At 72.2% G+C, this 20,535-nt stretch carries 23 protein-coding genes; 12 read left to right on the top strand and 11 right to left on the bottom strand.

Features of this window, described 5'->3' with window-relative positions:
• Nucleotides 1-19: 19 nt before the first annotated feature.
• From D7147_RS10355 to D7147_RS10320, 8 genes are read right to left on the bottom strand one after another with little or no spacing between them, the layout of a single operon-like run.
• Nucleotides 20-805: an IclR family transcriptional regulator gene (locus D7147_RS10355; protein WP_120676131.1), complete on the bottom strand. Its 786-nt coding sequence runs from the start codon at nucleotides 803-805 to the stop codon at nucleotides 20-22.
• Nucleotides 802-1,182: a 4-carboxymuconolactone decarboxylase gene (gene pcaC / locus D7147_RS10350; protein WP_120676129.1), complete on the bottom strand. Its 381-nt coding sequence runs from the start codon at nucleotides 1,180-1,182 to the stop codon at nucleotides 802-804. Before pcaC ends, D7147_RS10355 begins: the two co-directional genes overlap by 4 nt.
• Nucleotides 1,179-1,958, bottom strand: a complete 780-nt coding sequence (gene pcaD, locus D7147_RS10345) for a 3-oxoadipate enol-lactonase (protein ID WP_120676127.1) — start codon at nucleotides 1,956-1,958, stop codon at nucleotides 1,179-1,181. The genes pcaC and pcaD overlap by 4 nt, the downstream gene beginning before the upstream one ends.
• A complete protein-coding gene (gene pcaB / locus D7147_RS10340; RefSeq protein WP_120676125.1) occupies nucleotides 1,955-3,295 on the bottom strand; it encodes a 3-carboxy-cis,cis-muconate cycloisomerase in 1,341 nt (446 codons plus the stop codon). The genes pcaD and pcaB overlap by 4 nt, the downstream gene beginning before the upstream one ends.
• Nucleotides 3,270-3,839: a protocatechuate 3,4-dioxygenase subunit alpha gene (gene pcaG, locus D7147_RS10335; protein WP_120676123.1), complete on the bottom strand. Its 570-nt coding sequence runs from the start codon at nucleotides 3,837-3,839 to the stop codon at nucleotides 3,270-3,272. Before pcaG ends, pcaB begins: the two co-directional genes overlap by 26 nt.
• Complete coding sequence (pcaH, locus tag D7147_RS10330; protein ID WP_120676121.1) at nucleotides 3,832-4,584, bottom strand: protocatechuate 3,4-dioxygenase subunit beta; 753 nt, start codon at nucleotides 4,582-4,584, stop codon at nucleotides 3,832-3,834. The genes pcaG and pcaH overlap by 8 nt, the downstream gene beginning before the upstream one ends.
• Nucleotides 4,581-5,360 carry a CoA-transferase subunit beta gene (locus D7147_RS10325; protein WP_233563069.1) on the bottom strand — a complete coding sequence of 260 codons (780 nt, stop codon included), beginning with the start codon at nucleotides 5,358-5,360 and terminating at the stop codon, nucleotides 4,581-4,583. The genes pcaH and D7147_RS10325 overlap by 4 nt, the downstream gene beginning before the upstream one ends.
• Nucleotides 5,357-6,175, bottom strand: a complete 819-nt coding sequence (locus D7147_RS10320; protein WP_120676119.1) for a CoA transferase subunit A — start codon at nucleotides 6,173-6,175, stop codon at nucleotides 5,357-5,359. The genes D7147_RS10325 and D7147_RS10320 overlap by 4 nt, the downstream gene beginning before the upstream one ends.
• A gap of 304 nt (nucleotides 6,176-6,479) precedes the next feature.
• On the opposite strand from D7147_RS10320, the gene D7147_RS10315 reads away from it, so the two are divergent.
• The 9 genes from D7147_RS10315 (at nucleotide 6,480) to D7147_RS10275 (ending at nucleotide 16,017) form a co-directional block, all read left to right on the top strand.
• Nucleotides 6,480-7,448 (top strand): ABC transporter substrate-binding protein, encoded by a 969-nt coding sequence (locus D7147_RS10315; protein WP_120676117.1) that lies wholly within the window; start codon nucleotides 6,480-6,482, stop codon nucleotides 7,446-7,448.
• Nucleotides 7,445-8,281, top strand: a complete 837-nt coding sequence (locus D7147_RS10310) for an ABC transporter permease (RefSeq protein ID WP_233563068.1) — start codon at nucleotides 7,445-7,447, stop codon at nucleotides 8,279-8,281. The genes D7147_RS10315 and D7147_RS10310 overlap by 4 nt, the downstream gene beginning before the upstream one ends.
• On the top strand, nucleotides 8,278-9,072 hold the full coding sequence (locus D7147_RS10305; RefSeq protein ID WP_120676115.1) for an ABC transporter permease: 795 nt from the start codon (nucleotides 8,278-8,280) through the stop codon (nucleotides 9,070-9,072). The genes D7147_RS10310 and D7147_RS10305 overlap by 4 nt, the downstream gene beginning before the upstream one ends.
• Nucleotides 9,069-9,908, top strand: a complete 840-nt coding sequence (locus D7147_RS10300) for an ABC transporter ATP-binding protein (RefSeq protein WP_233563067.1) — start codon at nucleotides 9,069-9,071, stop codon at nucleotides 9,906-9,908. The genes D7147_RS10305 and D7147_RS10300 overlap by 4 nt, the downstream gene beginning before the upstream one ends.
• Entirely contained in the window at nucleotides 9,905-11,509 is a 1,605-nt protein-coding gene (locus tag D7147_RS10295) for a thiamine pyrophosphate-dependent enzyme (RefSeq protein WP_120676111.1), read from the top strand. Before D7147_RS10300 ends, D7147_RS10295 begins: the two co-directional genes overlap by 4 nt.
• A 41-nt stretch (nucleotides 11,510-11,550) precedes the next feature.
• Complete coding sequence (locus D7147_RS10290) at nucleotides 11,551-13,011, top strand: benzaldehyde dehydrogenase (RefSeq protein WP_120676109.1); 1,461 nt, start codon at nucleotides 11,551-11,553, stop codon at nucleotides 13,009-13,011.
• A 48-nt stretch (nucleotides 13,012-13,059) separates the two neighbouring features.
• Nucleotides 13,060-14,262 (top strand): MFS transporter, encoded by a 1,203-nt coding sequence (locus D7147_RS10285; RefSeq protein WP_120676107.1) that lies wholly within the window; start codon nucleotides 13,060-13,062, stop codon nucleotides 14,260-14,262.
• Nucleotides 14,263-14,312: 50 nt separating this feature from the next.
• Entirely contained in the window at nucleotides 14,313-15,485 is a 1,173-nt protein-coding gene (locus D7147_RS10280; protein WP_120676105.1) for a 4-hydroxybenzoate 3-monooxygenase, read from the top strand.
• A gap of 151 nt (nucleotides 15,486-15,636) precedes the next feature.
• On the top strand, nucleotides 15,637-16,017 hold the full coding sequence (locus D7147_RS10275; RefSeq protein WP_233563066.1) for a hypothetical protein: 381 nt from the start codon (nucleotides 15,637-15,639) through the stop codon (nucleotides 16,015-16,017).
• Between the two features lie 104 nt (nucleotides 16,018-16,121).
• Here the strand turns inward: D7147_RS10275 and D7147_RS10270 are convergent, their stop codons facing one another.
• From D7147_RS10270 to D7147_RS10260, 3 genes are all read right to left on the bottom strand, one after another.
• On the bottom strand, nucleotides 16,122-17,015 hold the full coding sequence (locus D7147_RS10270; RefSeq protein ID WP_120676103.1) for an NAD-dependent epimerase/dehydratase family protein: 894 nt from the start codon (nucleotides 17,013-17,015) through the stop codon (nucleotides 16,122-16,124).
• A 125-nt stretch (nucleotides 17,016-17,140) separates the two neighbouring features.
• Complete coding sequence (locus D7147_RS10265; RefSeq protein WP_233563065.1) at nucleotides 17,141-17,920, bottom strand: ABC transporter permease; 780 nt, start codon at nucleotides 17,918-17,920, stop codon at nucleotides 17,141-17,143.
• An 18-nt stretch (nucleotides 17,921-17,938) separates the two neighbouring features.
• Nucleotides 17,939-18,955, bottom strand: a complete 1,017-nt coding sequence (locus D7147_RS10260; RefSeq protein ID WP_120676101.1) for an ABC transporter substrate-binding protein — start codon at nucleotides 18,953-18,955, stop codon at nucleotides 17,939-17,941.
• 348 nt (nucleotides 18,956-19,303) lie between these two features.
• Between D7147_RS10260 and D7147_RS32405 the strand changes: the two genes are divergently transcribed.
• The 3 genes from D7147_RS32405 to D7147_RS10250 are packed head-to-tail and all read left to right on the top strand — an operon-like array spanning nucleotide 19,304 to nucleotide 20,361.
• On the top strand, nucleotides 19,304-19,558 hold the full coding sequence (locus tag D7147_RS32405; protein ID WP_233563064.1) for a DUF6282 family protein: 255 nt from the start codon (nucleotides 19,304-19,306) through the stop codon (nucleotides 19,556-19,558).
• A gap of 59 nt (nucleotides 19,559-19,617) precedes the next feature.
• Complete coding sequence (locus D7147_RS32400; RefSeq protein WP_158609335.1) at nucleotides 19,618-19,791, top strand: hypothetical protein; 174 nt, start codon at nucleotides 19,618-19,620, stop codon at nucleotides 19,789-19,791.
• 57 nt (nucleotides 19,792-19,848) lie between these two features.
• Entirely contained in the window at nucleotides 19,849-20,361 is a 513-nt protein-coding gene (locus D7147_RS10250; RefSeq protein ID WP_158609334.1) for a hemerythrin domain-containing protein, read from the top strand.
• Nucleotides 20,362-20,535 lie beyond the last annotated feature (174 nt).

Here is a 20,535-nt window from a genome sequence, read left to right as displayed (position 1 = left end):
GCGTGAAGAATTCCGGCCGCTACCGGTTGAGGCCGGCGCGCAGGTCCTCCTCGATGCGCCCGGCGGTGGCGAGCAGCGGCGGCAGCAGTTCCTTGCGGATCGTCTCCGAGGAGCCGCGGCTGGCGTGCGCCGAGACGTTCACCGCGGCGATCACCGAGTCGTTGTCACCGCGGATCGGCGCGGCGAGGGACCGAAGGCCCTCCTCGAGCTCCTGGTCGACGATCGCGTACCCCTGCGTGGCGATCTTCTTCAGGGCGGAGCGCAGCTTCCCCGGGTCGGTGACCGTGCGGCGGGTCAGCGGCCGCAGGTCCGCCCTGGCGAGGTAGTCGTCCAGCCACTCGGCCGGCTGTGCGGCGAGCAGCACGCGCCCCATCGACGTGGCGTAGGCGGGGAACCTCGTACCGACGCTGATCCCCACCGTCATGATCCGCTTCGTGGGGACGCGGGCGACGTAGACCACCTCGGGGCCGTCGAGCACGGAGACCGAGCAGGATTCGTGGACCTGCGCGACCAGTGCCTCCATGTGCGGCTGCGCGACCTCGGGAAGGCTCAGGCTGGACAGGTAGGCGTAGCCGAGTTGGAGGATCCGGGGCCGCAACGAGAAGAGCCGGCCGTCGGTGTGCACGTACCCCAGCTCGACGAGGGTGAGCAGGAACCGGCGCGCGGCGGCCCGGGTCAGCCCGGTCATCCGCGCCACGTCGCTGAGGGTGAGCTGCGGGTGTTCGGCGTCGAAGGCCCGGATGACGGCGAGCCCTCGTTCCAGCGACTGGACGAACTCCGGAGATCGTGTCGTCTCCTCGGTCACTGCTCCTCCTGCCGCAGGGTCTCCCGAGCCACCTTGAACGCCCGGTTGGCCGCCGGTACGCCAGCGTAGACGCCGACCTGGAGCAGAATCTCACTGACCTCCTGCGGGGTGAGGCCGTTACGCAGCGCGGCCCGCACGTGCATGGCGAGCTCCTCGTCGTGGTGCAGGGTCGCGAGCACGGCGAGGGTGACGCAGCTGCGGGTGCGGCGGTCGAGACCGGGCCGGGTCCAGATCTCCCCCCACGCGTAGCGGGTGATGAAGTCCTGGAAGTCGGCGGTGAACTCGTCGGTGCCGGCGATCGCGCGGTCGACGTGCGCGTCGCCGAGCACCTGCCGGCGTACCGTCATGCCTGCCTCGTGCCGTTCGCGGTCGTTCACGCTTCACCCTGTTCCTCGTCGAAGTGCTCCAGCAGCAGCCGGGTCACCTGCTCGGGTTGTTCGACGTTGGCCAGGTGTGCCGCCCGATCCACCACGGTCAGCCGCGCCCGCGGGATCCGCTCGACGATCGCGTGGGCGTGCTCCACCGGGGTGGCCGGATCGTCCGCCCCCGCAAGCACCAACGTCGGCGCGGCGATCGTGTGCAGGTCGCCGCGGAGGTCCATCCTGGCGATCGCCTCGCAGCAGGCGGCGTAACCGGCGGCGGGTGTCGCGTTCAGCGCGACCCGGTACCGGGCCACCACGGACGGCTGGGTCGCGGCGAAGGCCGGGGTGAACCAGCGGGCGACCACCACGTCGGCGACCGTCCCGACACCGCCGGCGCGTACCTTCGCGGCCCGGTCCCGCCAGCCCTGCGCCGGGCCGAGCGAAGCGGAGGTGCAGAGCAGCGCCAACCGCCGCACCCGCTCGGGCGCGTGCGCGGCGAGCCACATGCCGACCATGCCGCCGAGGGAGAGGCCCGCGTAGTGGACGACCGGCACGTCGAGGTCGTCGAGGAGTCGCAGCACCTCCCGGCCGAGCAGGTCCACCGTGTACGGCCCGGCCGGCAGCGCCGAGCGACCGTGGCCGAGGTGGTCGTACCGGAGGACCCGGAAGCGTTCGGCGAGGGCGGGCACCTGCGGGGCCCACATGGCGCCGGTGGTGCCGAGGGAGCCGCCGAGCAGCAGCACGGGTGCGTCGGCCGCGCCGTCCACCGTGACGTGCAGGCGGCTTCTCACGACCGCGTCCCCCGATGGGCGGCCAGGGCCCGCTCGACGAACCGGTCTGCCGATCCGAGCCAGCCGTGCGGGTCGAGGGCCTCGTCGATCTCCTGCTCGGAGAGGTGGGCGCGGATCTCGGGGTCGGCGAGCAGCGCGGCCCGCAACGGCGGGCGGGACGCGGCCCGGCTGACGAGGTCGTGCGCCGCGCCCCGACCGAGCAGTGGCGCCAGGCGCGCGGCGACGGCCTCGGCCAGCACCAGCCCGCCGGTCTCGTCGAGGTTGGCTCGCATCCGCTCCGGACGCACCTGGAGCCCGCTCAGCATGCGGGCGGACCGCGCGGCGGCGCCGCCGGCGACGTGCAGCAGGTCGAGCAGCGGCTCCCACTCGGCGTGCCAGGCGCCGGCCGCCCGCTCGTGCTCCTGGACGGCGGTGGCGAAGAGGGTCGCCACCAGGCCCGTGCCGCGCCGCGCCGCGGCGGTGACGAGGACCGAGTCGACCGGGTTGCGCTTCTGCGGCAGCGCCGACGAGCCACCCCGTCCGGCACCGCCCTCGGTCACCTCGCCGACCTCGGTCTGGGCGAGCAGGCCGACGTCCACCGCGGCCTTGCCGGTCGCCGCGAGCAGGCCACCGAGGGCGGCGGCCAGGTCGATCAGGGGCTGGCGGCGGGTGTGCCAGGGCAACGGGCTCGTGGCGAGACCGAGGCGCTCCGCGTACCGGTCGCTCACCGCCAGGCCGGCCGGGCCGAGCGCGGCCAACGTGCCGACCGCGCCACCGAGCTGCGCGGGCAGGAGCGCCCGCGCGGAGACCAACCTGGCCCGCGCCTCGACCAGACCGACCAGCCAGCCGGCGGCCTTGAGGCCGAACGTGGTGGGCGCCGCCTGCTGCCCGAGTGTCCGGGCGACCAGCACGGTCCGGCGGTGGGTGTCGGCGAGTCGGGCCGCGGCGTCGGCGGCGATGTCGAGGTGGCGCAGCAGCGGCTCGGTCGCCCGCACCGTCACCAGGACCAGCGCGGTGTCCAGGATGTCCTGACTGGTCGCCCCGACGTGCACCCACGCCCGGGCGTGCTCCGGCACGGCGGCGGTCAGCTCGCGTACGAGCGGCACCACCGGGTTGCCCGTGGCATCGGCGGCCCGGCCCAGTGACACCGGGTCGTACCGCTCGGCGCGGCAGTGGGCGGCGATTGCCTCGGCGGCCGACGCGGGCAGCACGCCGTACTCCGCGGCGGCTCGGGCGAGCGCGGCCTCCGCGTCGAGCATCGCCCGCAGCAGAGACCGGTCGGTGAGCTCCGCGTCCACGTCCGGGACGCCGGAGAGCCCGCCGAGCAGCCCGTCAGACGGCGAAGAAGACGGTCTCATGCTCGCCCTGCAGGTGGATGTCGAACCGGAATCCGTCCGGCGCGGCGGCCGCGACGAGCGTGGCGCGGCGTTCGGCGTCGACACCGGACAGCACCGGGTCGGCGGCGTTCGCCGGCTCGTGCGGGAAGTAGAGCCGGGTCACGAGGCGGTGCAGAAGTCCGCGGGCGAAGAGGGAGAGGGTCAGGTGCGGCGCCTCGGTGCCGCCGTCCGGGTCGGGCAGCGGACCCGGCTTGACCGTCAGCAGCGCGTACCCTCCCTGCGCGTCGGTCTCGCTGCGTCCGAAGCCGCGGAAGCCGGGAATCGCCGGCTGCCGGGCGCCACGGGGGTCGTCGGGGTGGTCGAAGCGGCCGTCCGGATCGGCCTGCCAGGTCTCCACCAGCGCGTCGACCACCGGCGCTCCGGTGCCGTCGAGGACGCGACCGCGGATCCAGAACGCGCCCGACGTGCCCTCGGGCACGACGTACGGGCCGTCCGGCCAGCGCAGTCCGAGGTGCAGGAACGGTCCGACGGTCTGCGCGGGCGTGACACCCAGCCGTTCACTCATCGTCGTCCTCGTCCTCGAAGGGGATGCTCTCCCGGCCGCGCAGCACGATGTCGAACTCGTACGCCAGCGCCCACTCGGGCACCGTGGTGGCGTGGTCGTACCGGGCGATCATCCGGTCCCGGGCCGACGGATCACGGACCGAGTTGAAGATCGGGTCCTGGAAGAAGAGCGGGTCGCCCGGGAAGTACATCTGGGTCACCAGTCGTTGGGTGAACGCCCGGCCGAAGAGGGAGAAGTGGATGTGGGCCGGCCGCCAGGCGTTGTCGTGGTTGCGCCACGGGTACGCGCCGGGTTGCACGGTGACGAAGCGGTAGCGGCCCCGGTCGTCGGTGAGGGCCCGCCCCACCCCTTCGAAGTGGGGGTCGAGCGGCGCCGACCAGTTGTCCACCGCGTGGCGGTAGCGCCCGGCGGCGTTCGTCTGCCAGATCTCGACGAGCGTGTGCGGCACCGGACGACCGTCGCCGTCGAGGATCCGGCCGTGCACGATGATCCGCTGGCCCTGCGGCTCGCCGTCGTGCTGGCAGGTGAGGTCGTGGTCGAGTTCGCCGAGGCGCCCCTCGCCGAGCAGCGGGCCGGTGACCTCGGTCAGCCGCTGGGGCAGGTAGGTCAGCGGCCGTTGCGGCGCGCGTTGGAGCGTCGACTTGTAGCCGGGGCTGAGCAGGGGCGGGTGCGCGTCGGCGTCGTCGCGCCGGTACTGCGGCAGGACCAGGCCGCTGGCGGTCTGGTCGACGGTCTCCTGGGTCATGTTCCTCCTCTTCCGTTCTCCCGCGTGGTCGCCGTCAGGGCCCGCATCCTGGTGAGTTCGTAACGGGTCGGCGGGTCGCCGGTGGTCAACCGCTCGGCGACGGCGAGGTCCCAACCGGTGGCCGCCCGCGCCTGGTCCGTGGTCACGCCGGGGTGCAGCCGGGTCAGGGTCAGCTCGCAGCTGACCGGATCGGGTTCGAGTACGCCGAGGTCGGTGATGACGACGCGCGGGCCCCCGCCGCGCAGCCCGAGCCGCTCGCGGTCGCCGGGGCCCGCGCCGTACCCGACGGAGGTGACGAAGTCGACGCGCTCGACGAAGGTCCGCAGGTTCTGCCGGACGATGACGACGACCTCACCGCAGGAGGCGGCGATCTCCGGGGCGCCGCCGGCGCCGGGCAGCCGGACCGACGGGTCGTCGTAGTCGCCGCCGATGACCGTGGTGTTGATGTTGCCGTACCGGTCGAGCTGCGCCGCGCCGAGGAACCCGACGTCGATCCGTCCGGGTTGCAGCCAGTAGTTGAACACCTCGGGCACGGAGACCACGGCGTCGGCGGTGTCGGCGAGGATGCCGTCGCCGATGGAGAGCGGCAACCGGTCCGGTTTCGCGCCGAGGCAGCCGGATTCGTAGATGAGGACGAGGTTCGGGGCGTGGGTGGCGCGGGCGAGGTTCGCGGCGGTGCTGGGCAGTCCGATCCCGACGAAGCAGGCCGTGCCGTCGCGCAGCTGCCGGGCGGCCGCGACGGTCATCATCTCGTCGGCGGTGTAATCCGCGTTCACGCCTGCACCTCGACCTTCAGCACGTGCCGCTCGATCCAGTCGCGGAAGGCGTCGCGGTCCCGGCTGATCGCGTCCCAGCCGACGTAGAAGGCGTTGTCGCGGACGGAGTAGCCCTGGGCGTAGGAGGGGTGGGAGCCGCCGGGCGCCTCGGCCACCGCGGTGACCGCCCAGCCGGGCAGGACGACCTGCCCGGGTACGGGGTCGAGCTCGTCGACGATCTCCTCGACGGTCACCAGTGACCGGCGCGCGGCGAGCACGGCTTCCTTCTGGACTCCGGTGATGCCCCACATCTGCACGTTGCCGGCGCGGTCGGCGCGCTGCGCGTGCACGACTGTCACGTCGGGGCGCAGTGCGGGAACCGCGGTGAGGGTCTCCGCGGTGAACGGGCAGGTGATGGTCCGGATGTTGGCGGTGTGCCGGGGCAGATCGGTGCCGGTGTAGCCACGCAGGACGGCGAACGGCAGTCCGGACGCTCCGGCCACGTAGCGGTTCGCCATGCCGGCGTGGCTGTGCTCCTCCAGTTCGAGCGGTCCGGGCCAGGAGTTCTGCACCGCGTCCCGGAAGCGGTGCAGCGATCCGACGCCGGGATTTCCGCCCCAGGAGAAGATCAGGCGACGGGCGCAGCCGGCGCCGATGAGTTGGTCGTAGATGACGTCCGGGGTCATCCGTACCAGGGTCAGGTCGCGCCGTCCCTGACGGATGATCTCGTGTCCGGCGGCGAACGGGATGAGGTGTGTGAATCCTTCCAGGGCCACCACGTCGCCGTCGTGGACCAGGTCCGCCACGCCGTCGGAGAGCGCAACGAGCTTCGCCATTGGCCTCACCGCCTCCCGCGGGTCCGGAAACCGTCGGCTGTTCGCTATGCGGACTGCCGTACTTATATCGAACGTAATGCCCGCCGACGGCTTCCGTCAACGACGACCGTCCTCGTGCGACCGGGGCCGTCCGGCTCGTACGTAGAAATGTTTCCGCGACCCGTTGACGTGAGCCAGGTCACGTGCCAACGTTCTAAATGAGAACAGCCGTTCGGCTAGCGAACATCCCCTCGGGGGTCTCCCCGAAAACGGAGGCCCACCACCCCTCGGTCCCCGGTGGACCGCCGGACGCGGGAGTACCTGCATGCGCCGTCTTGTCATCAGCGCCATCACCGTCGCGGCACTGCTCGCGACCACCGCCGGCTGCGGCTCCTCCGACGACGCCGGCGAGGCCGGCGGACAGGCCGGGGGCACCACCAAGGTCAAGGTCGGGGCCATCCCGATCGTGGACGTGGCACCCCTGCACCTCGGCATCGAGAAGGGTTTCTTCGCCGAGCAGCGGATCGAGGTCGAGGTGGTCAACACCACCGGCGGGGCCGCCGCGGTGCCGGGCGTCGTCAGCGGGGAGTTCGACTTCGCCTTCGGCAACGTGGTGTCACTCATCGTCGCCCGCTCGCAGAAGCTGCCGCTCAAGGCGATCGCGGAGGGCAACTCCTCGACGGGCCAGCAGGGCAAGGACTTCGGCGGGATCGTGGTGCCGAAGGAGAGCCCCATCACGACCGCGGCTCAACTCGCCGGCAAGACCGTCGCCGTCAACAACCTCAAGAACATCGGCGACACGACCGTCCGCGCCTCGATCCGCAAGGCCGGCGGTGACCCGTCGTCGGTCAAGTTCGTCGAGCTGCCGTTCCCGGACATGCCGGCCGCCGTCTCCGCGAAGCGCGTCGACGCCGCCTGGATCGTCGAGCCGTTCTTCACCGTGGCTCAGGACCAGGGCGCCCGGGTCGTCGCGTCCAACTTCGTCGACGCCGCGCCGAACCTGACGATCGCCGCCTACTTCACCACCGAGCGGACCATCCAGCAGAAGGCGGACCTCACCGAGCGCTTCACCGCCGCGATCGAGAAGTCCCTGACGTACGCCCAGGAGCACCCGGACGAGGCGCGCAAGGTGCTGCTGACGTACACGAAGATCGACCCCGCGGTCGCCGAGAAGATGACCCTCCCGGCCTGGTCGGGACAGATCAACCGGGAGTCCGTCCAGACGCTCGCCGACCTGATGCTCACCGACGGCCTGGTCACCGAGAAGGTCGACGTGGCGGAGCTGCTTCCGTGACGTCGGCGCCCACCCGCGCCGCGCCGGTCCGCAGTTCCCGGGCCGGCGGGGCCGGTCGGCTGACCGGGGCGAACGCCCTGCTGGGCGTCCTCGGCTTCGCCGCCTTCCTCGCGTCGCTGGAAGCGGTGCCGCGCCTCGGTCTCGTCTCCCCCGACTACCTGCCGCCGGCCAGCCGCATCGGCGCGGCCCTCGTGGAGCTCGTCGGCGAGGCCGGATTCTGGACGGCTCTCGGCGACACCGTCCGCGGTTGGTCCACCGGTCTGCTCATCGCGGTCGTCCTCGGGATCGCCGTCGGGTTCGTCGTCGGCACGGTCCCCGTGCTGCGCGAGGTCACCGCCTCGACCATCGAGTTCCTCCGGCCCATCCCGTCGGTCGCGCTCATCCCGCTCGCGGTCCTGGTCTTCGGCACCGACCTGCGGTCCGTGCTGCTGCTGGTGGTGTACGCGTCGTTCTGGCAGGTCCTGGTCCAGGTGCTCTACGGCGTGCAGGACGTCGACCCCGTCGCCGCGGAGACCGCCCGCACCTTCGGGCTGGGGCGCTGGGCCCGAATCCGGCACGTCACCTGGCCGACCGCCCTGCCGTACCTCCTCACCGGAGTCCGTCTCGCCGCGGCCGTCGCCCTGATCCTCGCCATCACCGCCGAACTCGTCATCGGCGCGCCCGGTCTGGGCAACGAGATCGGCGTGGCGCAGTCCGGCGGCGCCGTCGCCCGGATGTACGCGCTCGTCGTCGTGACCGGGCTGCTCGGCGTCGCGGTCAACGTGCTGGCCCGACGGTTGGAGAAGTGGCTGCTCTCCTGGCACCCATCGCTGCGGCGGGAGGTGGCGGCATGAGACTCGCCGTCCGCGTCACCCGTACGGTCGTGGCGGCCCTCGCGCTGCCCGTCGCGCTGCTCGCCCTCTGGTGGATCCTCACCGCGGACAGCGAGAGCTACTACCTGCCACCGCTGTCGGAGATCCTCGCCGACCTCGACGACGTCTGGCTGCGCTCCGACCGGCTGAGCGCCGACGTCCTGCCGAGCCTTTTGCGCCTCTCCGGCGGCTTCCTGCTGGCCGTGCTGCTCGGCGTCTCCCTCGGCGTGGCCATCGGGTCGTCCCGGCGGCTGCGGGCGTTCTGCGAGCCGGTGCTGGAGTTCCTGCGGGCGATCCCACCGCCGGTGCTGGTGCCGGTGCTGATGCTCTTCGCCGGGATCGGCGACACCATGAAGGTGCTGGTGATCCTCTCCGGTTGCCTCTGGCCGATCCTGCTGAACACCGTCGAGGGCGTACGCGCCGTCGACGAGGTGCTCGTGGAGACCGCGCGGTGCTACGGCGTACGTGGTCCGGCCCGGCTGTGGCACCTGGTCGTCCGGTCGGCGAGCCCGCAGATCGTCACCGGCATGCGGCAGGGCCTCTCCATCGGGATCATCCTCATGGTCATCAGTGAGATGTTCGCCGCGAGCAACGGGCTCGGGTTCAGCATCATCCAGTTCCAGCGCACCTTCGCCGTCACCGAGATGTGGACCGGCATCCTGCTGCTCGGCCTGCTCGGGTTCCTGCTCGCCACGCTCATGCGGCTGTTCGAGCGGCGCGTCCTCAACTGGTATTTCGGTCTGCGCCAGGCGCAGCGAGGTGGGAGTCGATGAGTGCCATGAGCCAGACCCAGACCGAGGCCGGCCCGCGGACCGAGGTGCTGCTCGACGTTCGCGCCGTGCGCAAGGTGTACGAGGGACGCGGCCGCTCGGTGGAGGCCGTACGCGACCTGACCTTCGCCGTCGCCCGGGGCGACCTCGTCTGCGTGGTCGGCCCCTCCGGCGCCGGCAAGACCACACTGCTCAAGTGCATCGCCGGTCTGCTGGCGCCGACCTCCGGCGAGGTGGTCCTCGAAGGTGAGTCGGTCGACGGTCCGCCGCCGGGCATGGCGGTGGTGTTCCAGGAGTACGGTCGCAGCCTCTTCCCCTGGATGACGGTCCGGAAGAACGTGGAGCTGCCGCTCAAGCAGAAGAAGCTGCCGAAGGCGCGCCGGGCGGAGCTGGTCGGTCAGGCGCTGGACGCCGTCGGCCTCGGCGACGTGCACGGCGCGTACCCGTGGCAGCTTTCCGGCGGCATGCAGCAGCGGGTCGCCATCGCGCGGGCCATCGCCTACGAGCCGCACATCCTGTTGATGGACGAGCCGTTCGCCGCCGTCGACGCGCAGACCCGGGCGGATCTGGAGGACCTCGTCCGGTCGCTCTGGCAGCGACTCGGCGTCACCACGCTCTTCGTCACGCACGACATCGACGAGGCGGTCTACCTGGGCCAGCGGGTGCTGGTGCTCTCCTCGTCGCCGACGGTGGTGCTCGACGACGTCGCCGTCGACCTGCCGGCGCAGCGGGACCAGCTCACCACGCGCTCGTCGGCCCGCTTCACCGAGCTGCGCGGGCACGTCTTCGCGCAGATCCAGCGGGCGAAGAAGCACAGCGGGGCGTCGGTGGTCGAATGACCAGCGTCCGCGAGGCCACCCTCGACGTCCTGCGACAGTGCGGGATGCACCGCATCTTCGCCAACCCGGGCTCCACCGAGGTGGCCTTCCTCGCCGACCTGCCGGACGACCTGGAGTTCGTCCTCGCCCTGCACGAGGGCTCGGTGGTCGGCATGGCCACCGGCCACGCGATCGCGACCGGCCGGCCGGCCTTCGTCAACCTGCACACCACCGCCGGGCTCGGCAACGCCGTCGGCGCCCTCGCCACCGCCCGGGTCAACCGGGCGCCGCTGGTCGTCGTGGTGGGTCAGCAGGACCGTCGCCACCTGGCGCTGGAGCCGTTCCTCGCCGGCCACCTCGACGGGCTCGCCGGGCCGTACCCGGTCTGGGTGAACCAGCCGGTCCTGGCGCAGGACGTGCCGGCGGCGGTGCGGCGGGCCTGGCACGAGGCGGTCCAGCATCGTGGCCCGGCGATCGTCGTGGTGCCGATGGACGACTGGTCGGCGCTGATCGACCCGGCGCTCGGGCTCGCCGCGCCGAGGACCGTCCGGCGCGCCGGGTGGGCGCCCGGACCGGCCGTCGACGAGGTGACGAGCCTGCTCGACGACGCCGCGAATCCGGTGGTGGTGGTCGGCGCCGGAGCCGACGAGGACCGTACCTGGGACGCGCTGGTGTCGCTGGTGGAGCGGCTCGGCGCGCCGGTCTGGCAGGAGGCGTTCGGCGCCCGGGCCGGCTTCCCCCAGGACCATCCGCACTTCGCGGGGCACCTGCCCGCCGGCCGGTCACGGCTGCGCTCCGTGCTCGCCGGGCACGACGTGGCGCTCGTCGTCGGCACCGGCGCGTTCCGGCAGTACCCGTACGAGCCGGGCCCACTGACGCCGGACGCCCTCACCGTCGCGGTGGTCTCCGCCGACCCGGACGAGCTGCACCACAGCCGGGCGGACCTCGCCGTACTCGCCGATCCGGCGACCCTCTGCGCCGCTGTCGCCGACCGGATCACCCCCCGGCCGGCGGGCGAGGCGGTGGCGGCGGTACGCCCCGAGCGGGTCGAACCGCCCGCTGCCGGCGAGCCGATGCGGGCCCGACACGTGTTCGCCGCGCTCGCCGAGCGGCTCCCCCGCGACGTCGTGCTGGTCGAGGAGACCCCGTCGACCCGGCCGGAGCTGCACCGGCTGCTGCCCGCCCGGCAGCCGCGCGGGTTCGTGAGCGCGGCCATGGGCGGCCTGGGCTTCGGGCTGCCGGCCGCGGCGGGCCTGCGCCTGGGTGACCCGACCCGGCCCGTCGTCGCCGTGCTCGGCGACGGGTCGTCGCTCTACGGCATCCAGGGGCTGTGGAGCGCCGCGCGGTACGGCTGCGGGGCGCTCTTCGTGGTGCTCTCCAACGGCCGGTACGCGGTGATGGACCGGCTCGCCGACCGGGTCGGCGGCAAGGCCCCGTGGCCCGCCTTCGAGGACGTGTCGGTGCACGGCCTGGCAAGCGCCCTGGGCTGCCCCGCCCGAAGGGTGACCGACCATCCGGACCTCGTCGCGATCCTCGACGAGGTCGTCCCCACCCTCGCCGGCCGGACCGAGCCGCTCCTGCTCGACGTGCCGGTCCGCACCGAACAAGGCTTCGAACCCTGACCCCTTCGGCGCGGCCCCGCGCCAACTCCGAGAGGACCGCCATGACACTGCTGGACACGGCGACGTGGCAGGGCATGCTCTACAGCGACGGCTGGGTGGAGGCGACCGGCGGCAGCAGGGCCGTCCGCTCCCCCGCCAGTCGGGAGGAGATCGGCCGGATCGGCGTGGCGAACGCCGACGACGTGGCGCGCGCCTGCGCGCGGGCCGCCGAGGCGCAGCGCGGCTGGGCCGCGACCAGCTACCTGGAGCGTGCCGCCGTGCTGCGCCGGGCCGGGCAGTTGTTCACACAGCACGCCGCCGCGATCGGCGACTGGCTCGTGCGCGAGGCGGGATCCATTCCGCCGAAGGCCGGCGTCGAGACCGACACCGCCGCGCAGGAGTGCTACGAGGCGGCCGCGCTCGCGTCGCAACCACTGGGCGAGATCATCCCGAGCGCACAGCCGCGGCTGAGCCTGGCGCGCCGGTTGCCGGTCGGCGTGGTCGGCGTCATCGCGCCGTTCAACTTCCCCCTCGTCCTGGCGATCCGTTCCGTCGCCCCGGCGCTGGCCCTGGGCAATGCCGTGGTGCTCAAGCCGGATGCCCGCACCGCCGTCTCCGGAGGCGTCTCGATCGGCCGGATCTTCGAGGAGGCGGGCCTGCCCGAGGGGTTGCTGCACGTCCTGCCCGGCGAGGTCGACGCGGGTGAGGCGCTGGTGGCGGACCCGCACGTGCGGGTGGTGAGTTTCACCGGTTCGACCGCCGCCGGGCGCCGGGTCGGTGCGGTGGTCGCCCGTCACCTGAAGCGGGCACACCTGGAGCTGGGCGGCAACTCGGCGCTGATCGTGCTCGACGACGCCGACCTGGGCCTGGCCGTCTCGGCGGGGGCCTGGGGGTCGTTCCTGCATCAGGGACAGATCTGCATGACCACCGGGCGGCACCTGGTGCACGAGAGCCTGGCCGAGAAGTACGTCGAGCAGTTGGCCGAGAAGGCGGATCACCTGCCGGTCGGTGACCCGGCCAAGGAACAGGTGGCGCTCGGGCCGGTCATCGACGAACGGCAACGCGACAAGATCCACTCGCTGGTCCGGGCGAGCGTGGACGGGGGCGCGCGCCTCGCTGCGGGCGGCACGTACGAGGACCTCTTCTACCGCCCCACCGTGCTCGCCGACGTCGCCCCCGACTCACCGGCGTACGCCCAGGAGGTCTTCGGCCCGGTCGCGCCGGTGATCGCCTTCTCCGACCTGGACGAGGTCGCGGCGCTGGCCGGGCAGACCGAGTACGGGCTGTCGCTCGGCATCCTCAGCCGCGACGTGATGAAGGCGATGGCGCTGGCCGAACGGATCCCCAGCGGCATCGTGCACATCAACGACCAGACGGTGAGCGACGAGGCGGTGGCGCCGTTCGGCGGCGTCAGGGCGTCCGGCACCGGCTCCCGGTTCGGCGGGGCGGCGGCGAACATCGAAGCGTTCACCGAGACGCAGTGGCTGACTGTGCAGGGCGAGATCACCCGCTACCCGTTCTGACGTCGGAGGACGGAGCATGATCGTGTTGGCCGGGGCGAGCGCCCGACGATGACGCGCAGCCAGTCGAGTGTGGGCGAACACCCGGCCGGGGCCCGCCCAGCGGGTCCGCCGGCCGGGCCGCTCACCCTGCTCGGCGTCGTGCTGCTGGCGCTCAACCTGCGGGCCGCGATCGCCGGGCTCGCTCCGCTGCTGCCGGACGTCCGGCTCGAGCTCGGCCTCGGCAGCGGCACGGCCGGGCTGCTCACGACGCTGCCGGTGCTCTGCTTCGGGCTGATCTCCCCGTTCGCCGCGCTACTCGGACGCCGGATCGGCGTGCAGCGGTCGCTGCTGATGGCGATGCTCGTCATCCTCGCCGGGAGTCTGGTTCGGGCGGCACCCGGAATCTGGTGGCTGCTCGCCGGCACCGTGCTCATCGGGGCCGGCATCACGGTCGGGAACGTGCTGGTCCCCAGCGCCGTCAAGCAGGACTTCCCGCAGCGGCAGGGTGCGGTGACCGCGCTGACCACCGCCGCGCTGACCGGAGGCGCGGCCCTCGCGGCCGCCGTCACCGCCCCGCTGGCGCACACCGGCCTGGGTTGGCGGGGCGCCCTGCTCGTGGTCGGCGCGCCGGCGGCGGTCGCGGCGGTCGTCTGGCTGCCGCAGCTGCGCCGCAGGCACGTCGCGCCGCCCGTTCGGTTGGGTGGCGCGGCGGTGCTGCGCTCTCCGGTCACCTGGGCGCTCGCGGCGTTCATGGGGATGCAGTCGCTGACCTACTACGCGATGCTCGCCTGGTTGCCCACGCTGTTACGCGACGGAGGTGTCTCCGCTGCCGACGCCGGGTGGGCGCTCGCCCTGTTCAACCTGCTCGGCATCGCGACGGCGGTGCTCACGCCAACGCTCGCGGCCCGGCGCGGCGACCAGCGCGGGCTCGGTCTGCTGGTCTGCCTCACCTGGGCTGCCTGCCTGCTCGGGCTGCTCGCGGCGCCCTCGTGGTACCTGGTCTGGGCCACGATCGGCGGGCTCGCCCAGGGCGCCGGGATCGGCCTGGCGCTGACGCTGCTCGTGCTGCGGGCCCGTACTCCGGAGTCGGCACGCGACCTGTCGGGCACGGTTCAGTCCGTCGGTTATCTGCTGGGGGCCACCGGGCCGGTGCTCGTCGGCGTGCTGCACGACGGCTCCGGCGGGTGGACTTTTCCGCTCACCACCCTTTGCGTCGCGGTGGCGGCAATGGCGGTGGCCGTCCTCGGCGCAGGACGCGATCGCCAGGTGTGAGCCCTACGGGTGACATGACCAGGAACGGAACGAACGAGGAGGAGGCGAGGATGCGTACCCAGGTCGGCATCGTGGGAGCGGGCCCGGCGGGACTCATGCTGTCGCACCTGCTGCACCTGCACGGCATCGAGTCGGTGGTGCTGGAGTGCCGCAGCCGGGAGTACGTCGAGCATCGGGTCCGCGCCGGAGTGCTGGAGCAGGGCTCGGTCGACCTGCTCCACCGCACCGGTCTCGCCGACCGGCTCCTGCGGGAGGGGATGCGGCACGAGGGCATCGAGCTGCGCTTCGACGGGGAGTCGCACCGGGTACCGATGACCGAGCTGACCGGGCGGGCGATCACCGTCTACGGGCAGCAGGAGGTGGTCAAGGACCTGATCGCCGCCCGGCTCGCCGCCGGCGGCTCGCTCCTCTTCGAGGCCGACGCCGTACGCCTCGACGGCCTCGACTCGGACTCACCGGTCATCCACTTCCGCCGCGACGGACAGGCCGAGGAGCTGCACTGCGACTTCGTGGCCGGCTGCGACGGATTCCACGGCGTCAGCCGCGGCGCCGTCCCGGACGGCGTGCTCCGGACCTACGAGCGGACGTACCCGTTCGCCTGGCTGGGCGTGCTCGCCGCCGCTCCCCCGGCGGTGGAGGAGCTCGTCTACGCCAACCACGAGCGGGGCTTTGCCCTCTACAGCCTCCGGTCGCCCGAGATCTCCCGTCTCTATCTCCAGGTCGACCCGGACGAGGAGATCGCCGCGTGGCCGGACGAGCGGATCTGGGCGGAGCTGCGTACGCGGCTGGAGACCGTGGCGGGCTGGTCGCTCAACGAGGGACCCGTCCTCGAAAAGTCCATCACCCCGATGCGCAGCTTCGTGGTCGAGCCGATGCAGTGGCAGCGGCTCTTCCTGGCCGGGGACGCCGTCCACATCGTCCCGCCGACCGGGGCGAAAGGCATGAACCTCGCGCTCGCCGACGTGGCGCTGCTCGGCGACGCCTTCGCCGCGTGGTACGGCCAGCAGCGAACCGACCTGCTGGAGAACTACTCGACCACCGCGCTGCGCCGGGTCTGGCGGGCGCAGCACTTCTCCTGGTGGATGACCTCGATGCTGCACCGGCTGGAGAAGGACGACCCGTACGAGACGAAGCTGCAGGCGGCGACGCTGCGCTACGCCGTCTCTTCCCCTGCCTACGCCGCGAGCCTTGCGGAGAACTACGTGGGGTTGCCCGCGGTGTGAACTCGGGTCGGCGCCCGGTCCACCAGTCGTCACGGTCCGCTTCCTGACAGTGACTTGCTGCCGCATCGTAATACATCGATAACTATCAGTTCATCGATGTGCACTTGGCTGGAAGGAACCGAGTCACCCGAGCTACCTCGAAGGAGAGGCAGTGGGCAGAATCCGCCGTCCCCTGACCGTCGCCGCGGCATCGATCGCACTCGTCGCCGCCGGCGCGATCGCCGCCCCCTCACCCGCCTCAGCCCACTGGAGCTGCGGAAGGGCAGCCCCGCCCGACCTCGACACCAGCGGTGGCCACCACACCCTCGAGGCCGCCAACATGCGGGTGGGATCCAGCACCCGCTGCGCGATCAGCGGCATCTCGTACGCCAGCCAGTCGCTCGACTACCACTGCTACGCCCTCGACATCAACGGCGTCGACACCTGGACCTACGTCGTCAACGTTCAGACGAAGGCCGGCGGCTGGATCCGCGACGACCTGCTGAACGACTACGGCTCCGGCGTGTGGTGCCCGAACCAGACCAACCTCTGACCCACCCGGTACCCGGGGTGTGACACCCAGGTGGAGGACGCCGGCCCTCATCCCGAGTCCGGCGTCCTCTCACCGGCCGCGTGCGACTCCCGCCCGCGCAGCCGTCAGCTCACGTGGTCGCGCCACGTGTGCCGGGGCTCGTAGCCGAGCATCCGGCGCGCCTTGTCGATGCTGAGCAGCGTCTCGTGCTCGCCGAGTTCCTTGCGGATCTCGACCTGCGGGTACACCTCGCTCATGAGGTCGGCGCTGGACCTGCTCATGACGGTGTCGGCGTTGGCGATGACGAACACCTCGGCCCCGGGCCGGTCGTACGCCAGTGCCCGCTCGACGGCCTGGGCGCCGTCGCGCGCGTCGATGTAGCCCCAGAGGTTCCACCGGCGCAGCTGCGGGTCGGCGTCGAAGGACGGGAACCGGGCGTAGTCCTCGACGTCCATGACGTTGGAGAAGCGCAGGCCCAGAAGGGTCAGCTCGGGGTCCCAGCGGCAGAAGTGCCGGGCCATCTCCTCCTCGAGCGCCTTGTTCAGCGAGTACGTGGACTCGGGGCGCGGCGCGTACTCCTCGTCGACGGGCGCGTACGGCGGCGGGGTGTCGAACGGCAGGCCGAGCACCGTCTCGCTGGAGGCGTACACCACTCGCTTGATGCCCGCCGCGCGGGCGGCGGTGAAGACGTTGTACGTGGCGGCCGAGTTGTTCGCAAAGGTCGTCGCGTTGGGCAGCAGCCCGGGGGCCGGGATCGCGGCGAGGTGCACGACCGCGTCGACGCGGCCGGCGTGTTCGTCGACACCGCCGAGCAGAGCCTCCAGCACCTGCCCGTAGTCGGTCAGGTCGGCGAGGAGGAACTCGCCGTCGACGTCGCGCGGGTCCCGGCCGGCGGCGCGGTCGAGGGCGAGCACGTCGAGGCCCACGTCGCGCAGCCGCGCCACCACGGCACGCCCGAGCTTGCCGGTGGCGCCGGTGACGACGACGCGCCGGGGAAGTGCGGAAGCGGAGTCGGTCATGCTCCCATCTTTGTCCTGCCGCGTGGCCCGCCCGGTGCCGGGGCCCGCCCACCCGATCCCGGGATCGCCGCTCGGCGGTCCGGGCCGGCGCCGCCACAGGGACGGGACTGTCGGAGGGGGGCGGATCAGGACGAGATGGCCTTCGCCCAGGGCGCGAGAAGCCGCTCAAGGCCGACCATCAGGTAGAAGAGGGTGGTGCCCATGATGGCGAGCAGGGTCAGCGCGGCGAAGGCGAGGGGGGTGTCGGCGGACTGCCCGGAGCTGGCGATCACCGAGCCGAGCCCGGCCTCAGGGTTGATCACCTCGCCGATGATCGCGCCGATGATCGCCAGTGAGCTCGCCACCTTCAGCCCGACGAAGAGCTGCGGCAGGGCCCATGGAAGGCGAACCTTCAGGAAGGTCTGCCACCAGGAGGCGGAGAGGGAGCGGGCGAGTTCGCCGAGGTCGCTGGGGGTCGAGGTCAGCCCGGCCATGGTCGAGACCAGGATCGGGAAGAAGCAGAGCAGGACGACCATCACGACCTTGGTCTCGTACCCGAAGCCGATCCAGACCAGCAGCAGGGGTGCGAGGGCCACCTTCGGCACGGCGTTGATCCCGGCGATGAAGGGGAGAGCCATCCGCTCGACCGTCCGCGAGGCGGCGAGCAGGACGGCGAGGAGCAATCCACCGGCCGCGGCGATGCCGAAACCGATGAGCGTCTCCAGCAGGGTCACCCAGGCCTGCTCGGCGAGGTAACCGGGGAGCCGGATGAACGCGTCGACCACGTCCGGGGGCGCGGGCAGGAAGAAGGGATCGATGTCGAAGGCCCAGGTCACCAGCCACCAGAGGGCTATCGCCAGGACGGCGCCCAGGGCGGGCAGGCCGACGCTTCGCCATCGCCGCGGTGGCGGCAGGTTGTCGGTCACGTCGACTCCGCCGAATCGTCAGGGCTTCATCACGAAGCTGGAGTCGACCACGTGCGACGGGGTGAGCCCCGGCCGGATCAGACCGGCGTTCTGGAGAACCTCGATGGTGCGGCTCACCCGGGTCTCGTCCAGGAATCCGATCGGGGCGCCGTCGGCGGGTCGGACGTGCGGAGTCATCGCCTCGATCTCGCTCCGGCCCGCCGCCACCGTGTAGGTCGGCTTCACCTTGTTGAGGATCGTCGCCGCCTCGTCCGGGTGCTCGATGCTGTACGCGAGCCCCTTGAGCAACGCGGTGGTGAACCGCCGCACCAGGTCGGGGTCCTTCGCGATGAGCGACGGGGTGGTGATGACGGCGTTGCCGAAGAGGTCCTTCAGGTAATCGCTGTACGGCAGGACGACGACCTCCTTCCGGGAGGCCGTCTCGAGTGCGCCGCGACTGAGCAGAAAGGTGCCGAGCGCGTCGACCTTCCGGCTCGCCATCAGCCCGTTGAGCGCGGTGGCCTGCACCCCCTCGATCTTCACCGTCTTCGGGTCGACTCCGGCCAGTTGGGCGTACGCCGGAAAAAGCAGCTCGGTCACCGAGCCGGCGCCGGTGGCCATCGTCTTGCCCCGCAGGTCCTTCGGGGTGGTGATGCCGGTGTCCGTGGTGGTCATCACCGAGATCAGGGTCTGCTGGTGCACGGCGGCGACCGCCCGCCAATCGGTGAACTCGCCCCTGCCGGCCTGGATCACCGCGCCGGTGAAGTCGAGCGCCGCGAACTGGACCTGACCGGCCTTGAGCGCGGTGAGATTCTGCTGGTTGCCGGCGCCCTCCTTGATATCGACCTCGACGCCGACCTCGGCGAAGTAGCCCTTCTCCTTCGCCACCCAGGCGAAGGCGTCCCGGCCCACGGCGCCGAAGGCGGTGATGTAGGAGACCTTGTCGCTCTCTCCGCCCGCCGGGTCGCCGCTGCCGCCGTCGGAGTCGCTGCAGCCGGTCGCGACGAGCGCCGTGGCCAGCAGGGCCGCCGCCAGCGCGCGAATGCGCATGGTCATGTGGAGCCTCCAGCTTCGACGCGTCGACGGGACGCGGGCTCTCCGCGCCGGCGGATTCCGGAGGGAGCCGCTTCACGGCGCTCCGATTGATTGAGGATCGTAGATGATGCGGAGCGCGGCTGCCACCGAGTCGATCCGCAGGGCGGCTCAGATCCCTTATGGCGCAACGATTTCCGTCGACCTGGGCATCGTGGACAATGGATATCGGGGCGGGAATCCTTGCTGCAGTGCGTCGGCTCCTCGGCCCCGCGGAATCGATCCCGACCACCCGGCCTGACCGGTTCGGTCCGCCCGGCGCCATCCGCCCCTCCCCCGCCGGCGCCGGTGGCGAACCCTCGAAGGAACCGGATGTCTGATCACCCCACCCCGTCGGCACGCGCCCGCGCCCTGGTCGCTGGCGCGTACGACACGCACGTGCACGTGGCCCCCGACGTGATGGCGCGCCGGATCGACGACCTCGACCTGGCGTACCGGTGCGCCGAGGTCGGTCTCGCCGGTTTCGTCCTCAAGTCCCACTACGTGGCGACGGCCGAGCGAGCGGCAGTGGTCCGCAAGGTGGTGCCCGAAGTCGACGTCCTCGGTGCGATAACACCAAGCGCGTAAGGGGCTCGCTCGACGTTCCGGTACGGGTCGGCGGCACGACCCTCGGCCCCGGCGACGTCGTGGTGCTCGACGCCGACGGTGGTGTGGTCGTGGCGCGGGACCGGGTGGCCGACGTGGCCGCTGCGGCGACCGCCCGGATCGAACGGGAGTCCGGGCTGCGGGCCCGGCTGGCGGCCGGCGCGCACAGCTACGACCTGCACGGGATGCGGGCCGAGGACGAATCGGCCGGGTGACGCGGAGCACCGTCCGAGTCGTTCGTGGTGTGCCAATTGTTTGCTAGCTTTCCCCGCGTGACCCGCCCCACCCCGCAGGGACTCCAGTTGGCTCGCGACCTGCTGTGGGTCCACGACCTGATCCGCCGCGACCTCGAGACGGTGCAGGGCCTGAGCCGGGCGGTCGCGGAGGGGGTGAGCGGCGAGCGGGTCCGCGCCGCCATCGCCGACCTGCGGACTCGCGGGCCGCTCTTCCAGTTGAAGGTCAACTGCCTGCACTTCTGCGAGTTCGTTCATCACCACCACTCGCTGGAGAGCGCGATGCTCTTCCCCGCGCTCCGGCGCGCCGATCCGGAGCTGGGCCCCGCCGTGGACCGGTTGGAGTCCGACCATCGCAGGGTCGCCGAGCTGCTCAGCCGGGTCGAGTCGCTGGCCGGCGAGCTCGGCGGGGGCGGCGTCGACGACGATGCCGCCGTCCGGGCCGAACTCGTCGCGGCGCTCGACGGCCTGGGGAGCCACCTGCTCGAGCACCTCGACTTCGAGGAGAACTCGGTGCTCGCGACCATCCGGACGATGCCGGCCCTGTGGTGACCTCGGATCATCCTCGCCGACCGGCCCGGCGCCCGGACCGTCCGCCGCGCTGATCCTGCCCTCGATCGGCTCCTGCGTTCGGTCGGCGTCGCATCGGGCCATTGCGCCCTGTCACCGGATCGGGGCGTCGAACCACACACCCTCAGCCCGTGGGGCGGGCGGGAAGACCACCTA

This window comes from Micromonospora musae, assembly GCF_003626545.1.
GTDB lineage: Bacteria > Actinomycetota > Actinomycetes > Mycobacteriales > Micromonosporaceae > Micromonospora > Micromonospora musae.
The sequence above is the reverse complement of the archived record's forward strand: the minus strand, read 5'-3'. Positions and strand labels throughout refer to the sequence as shown.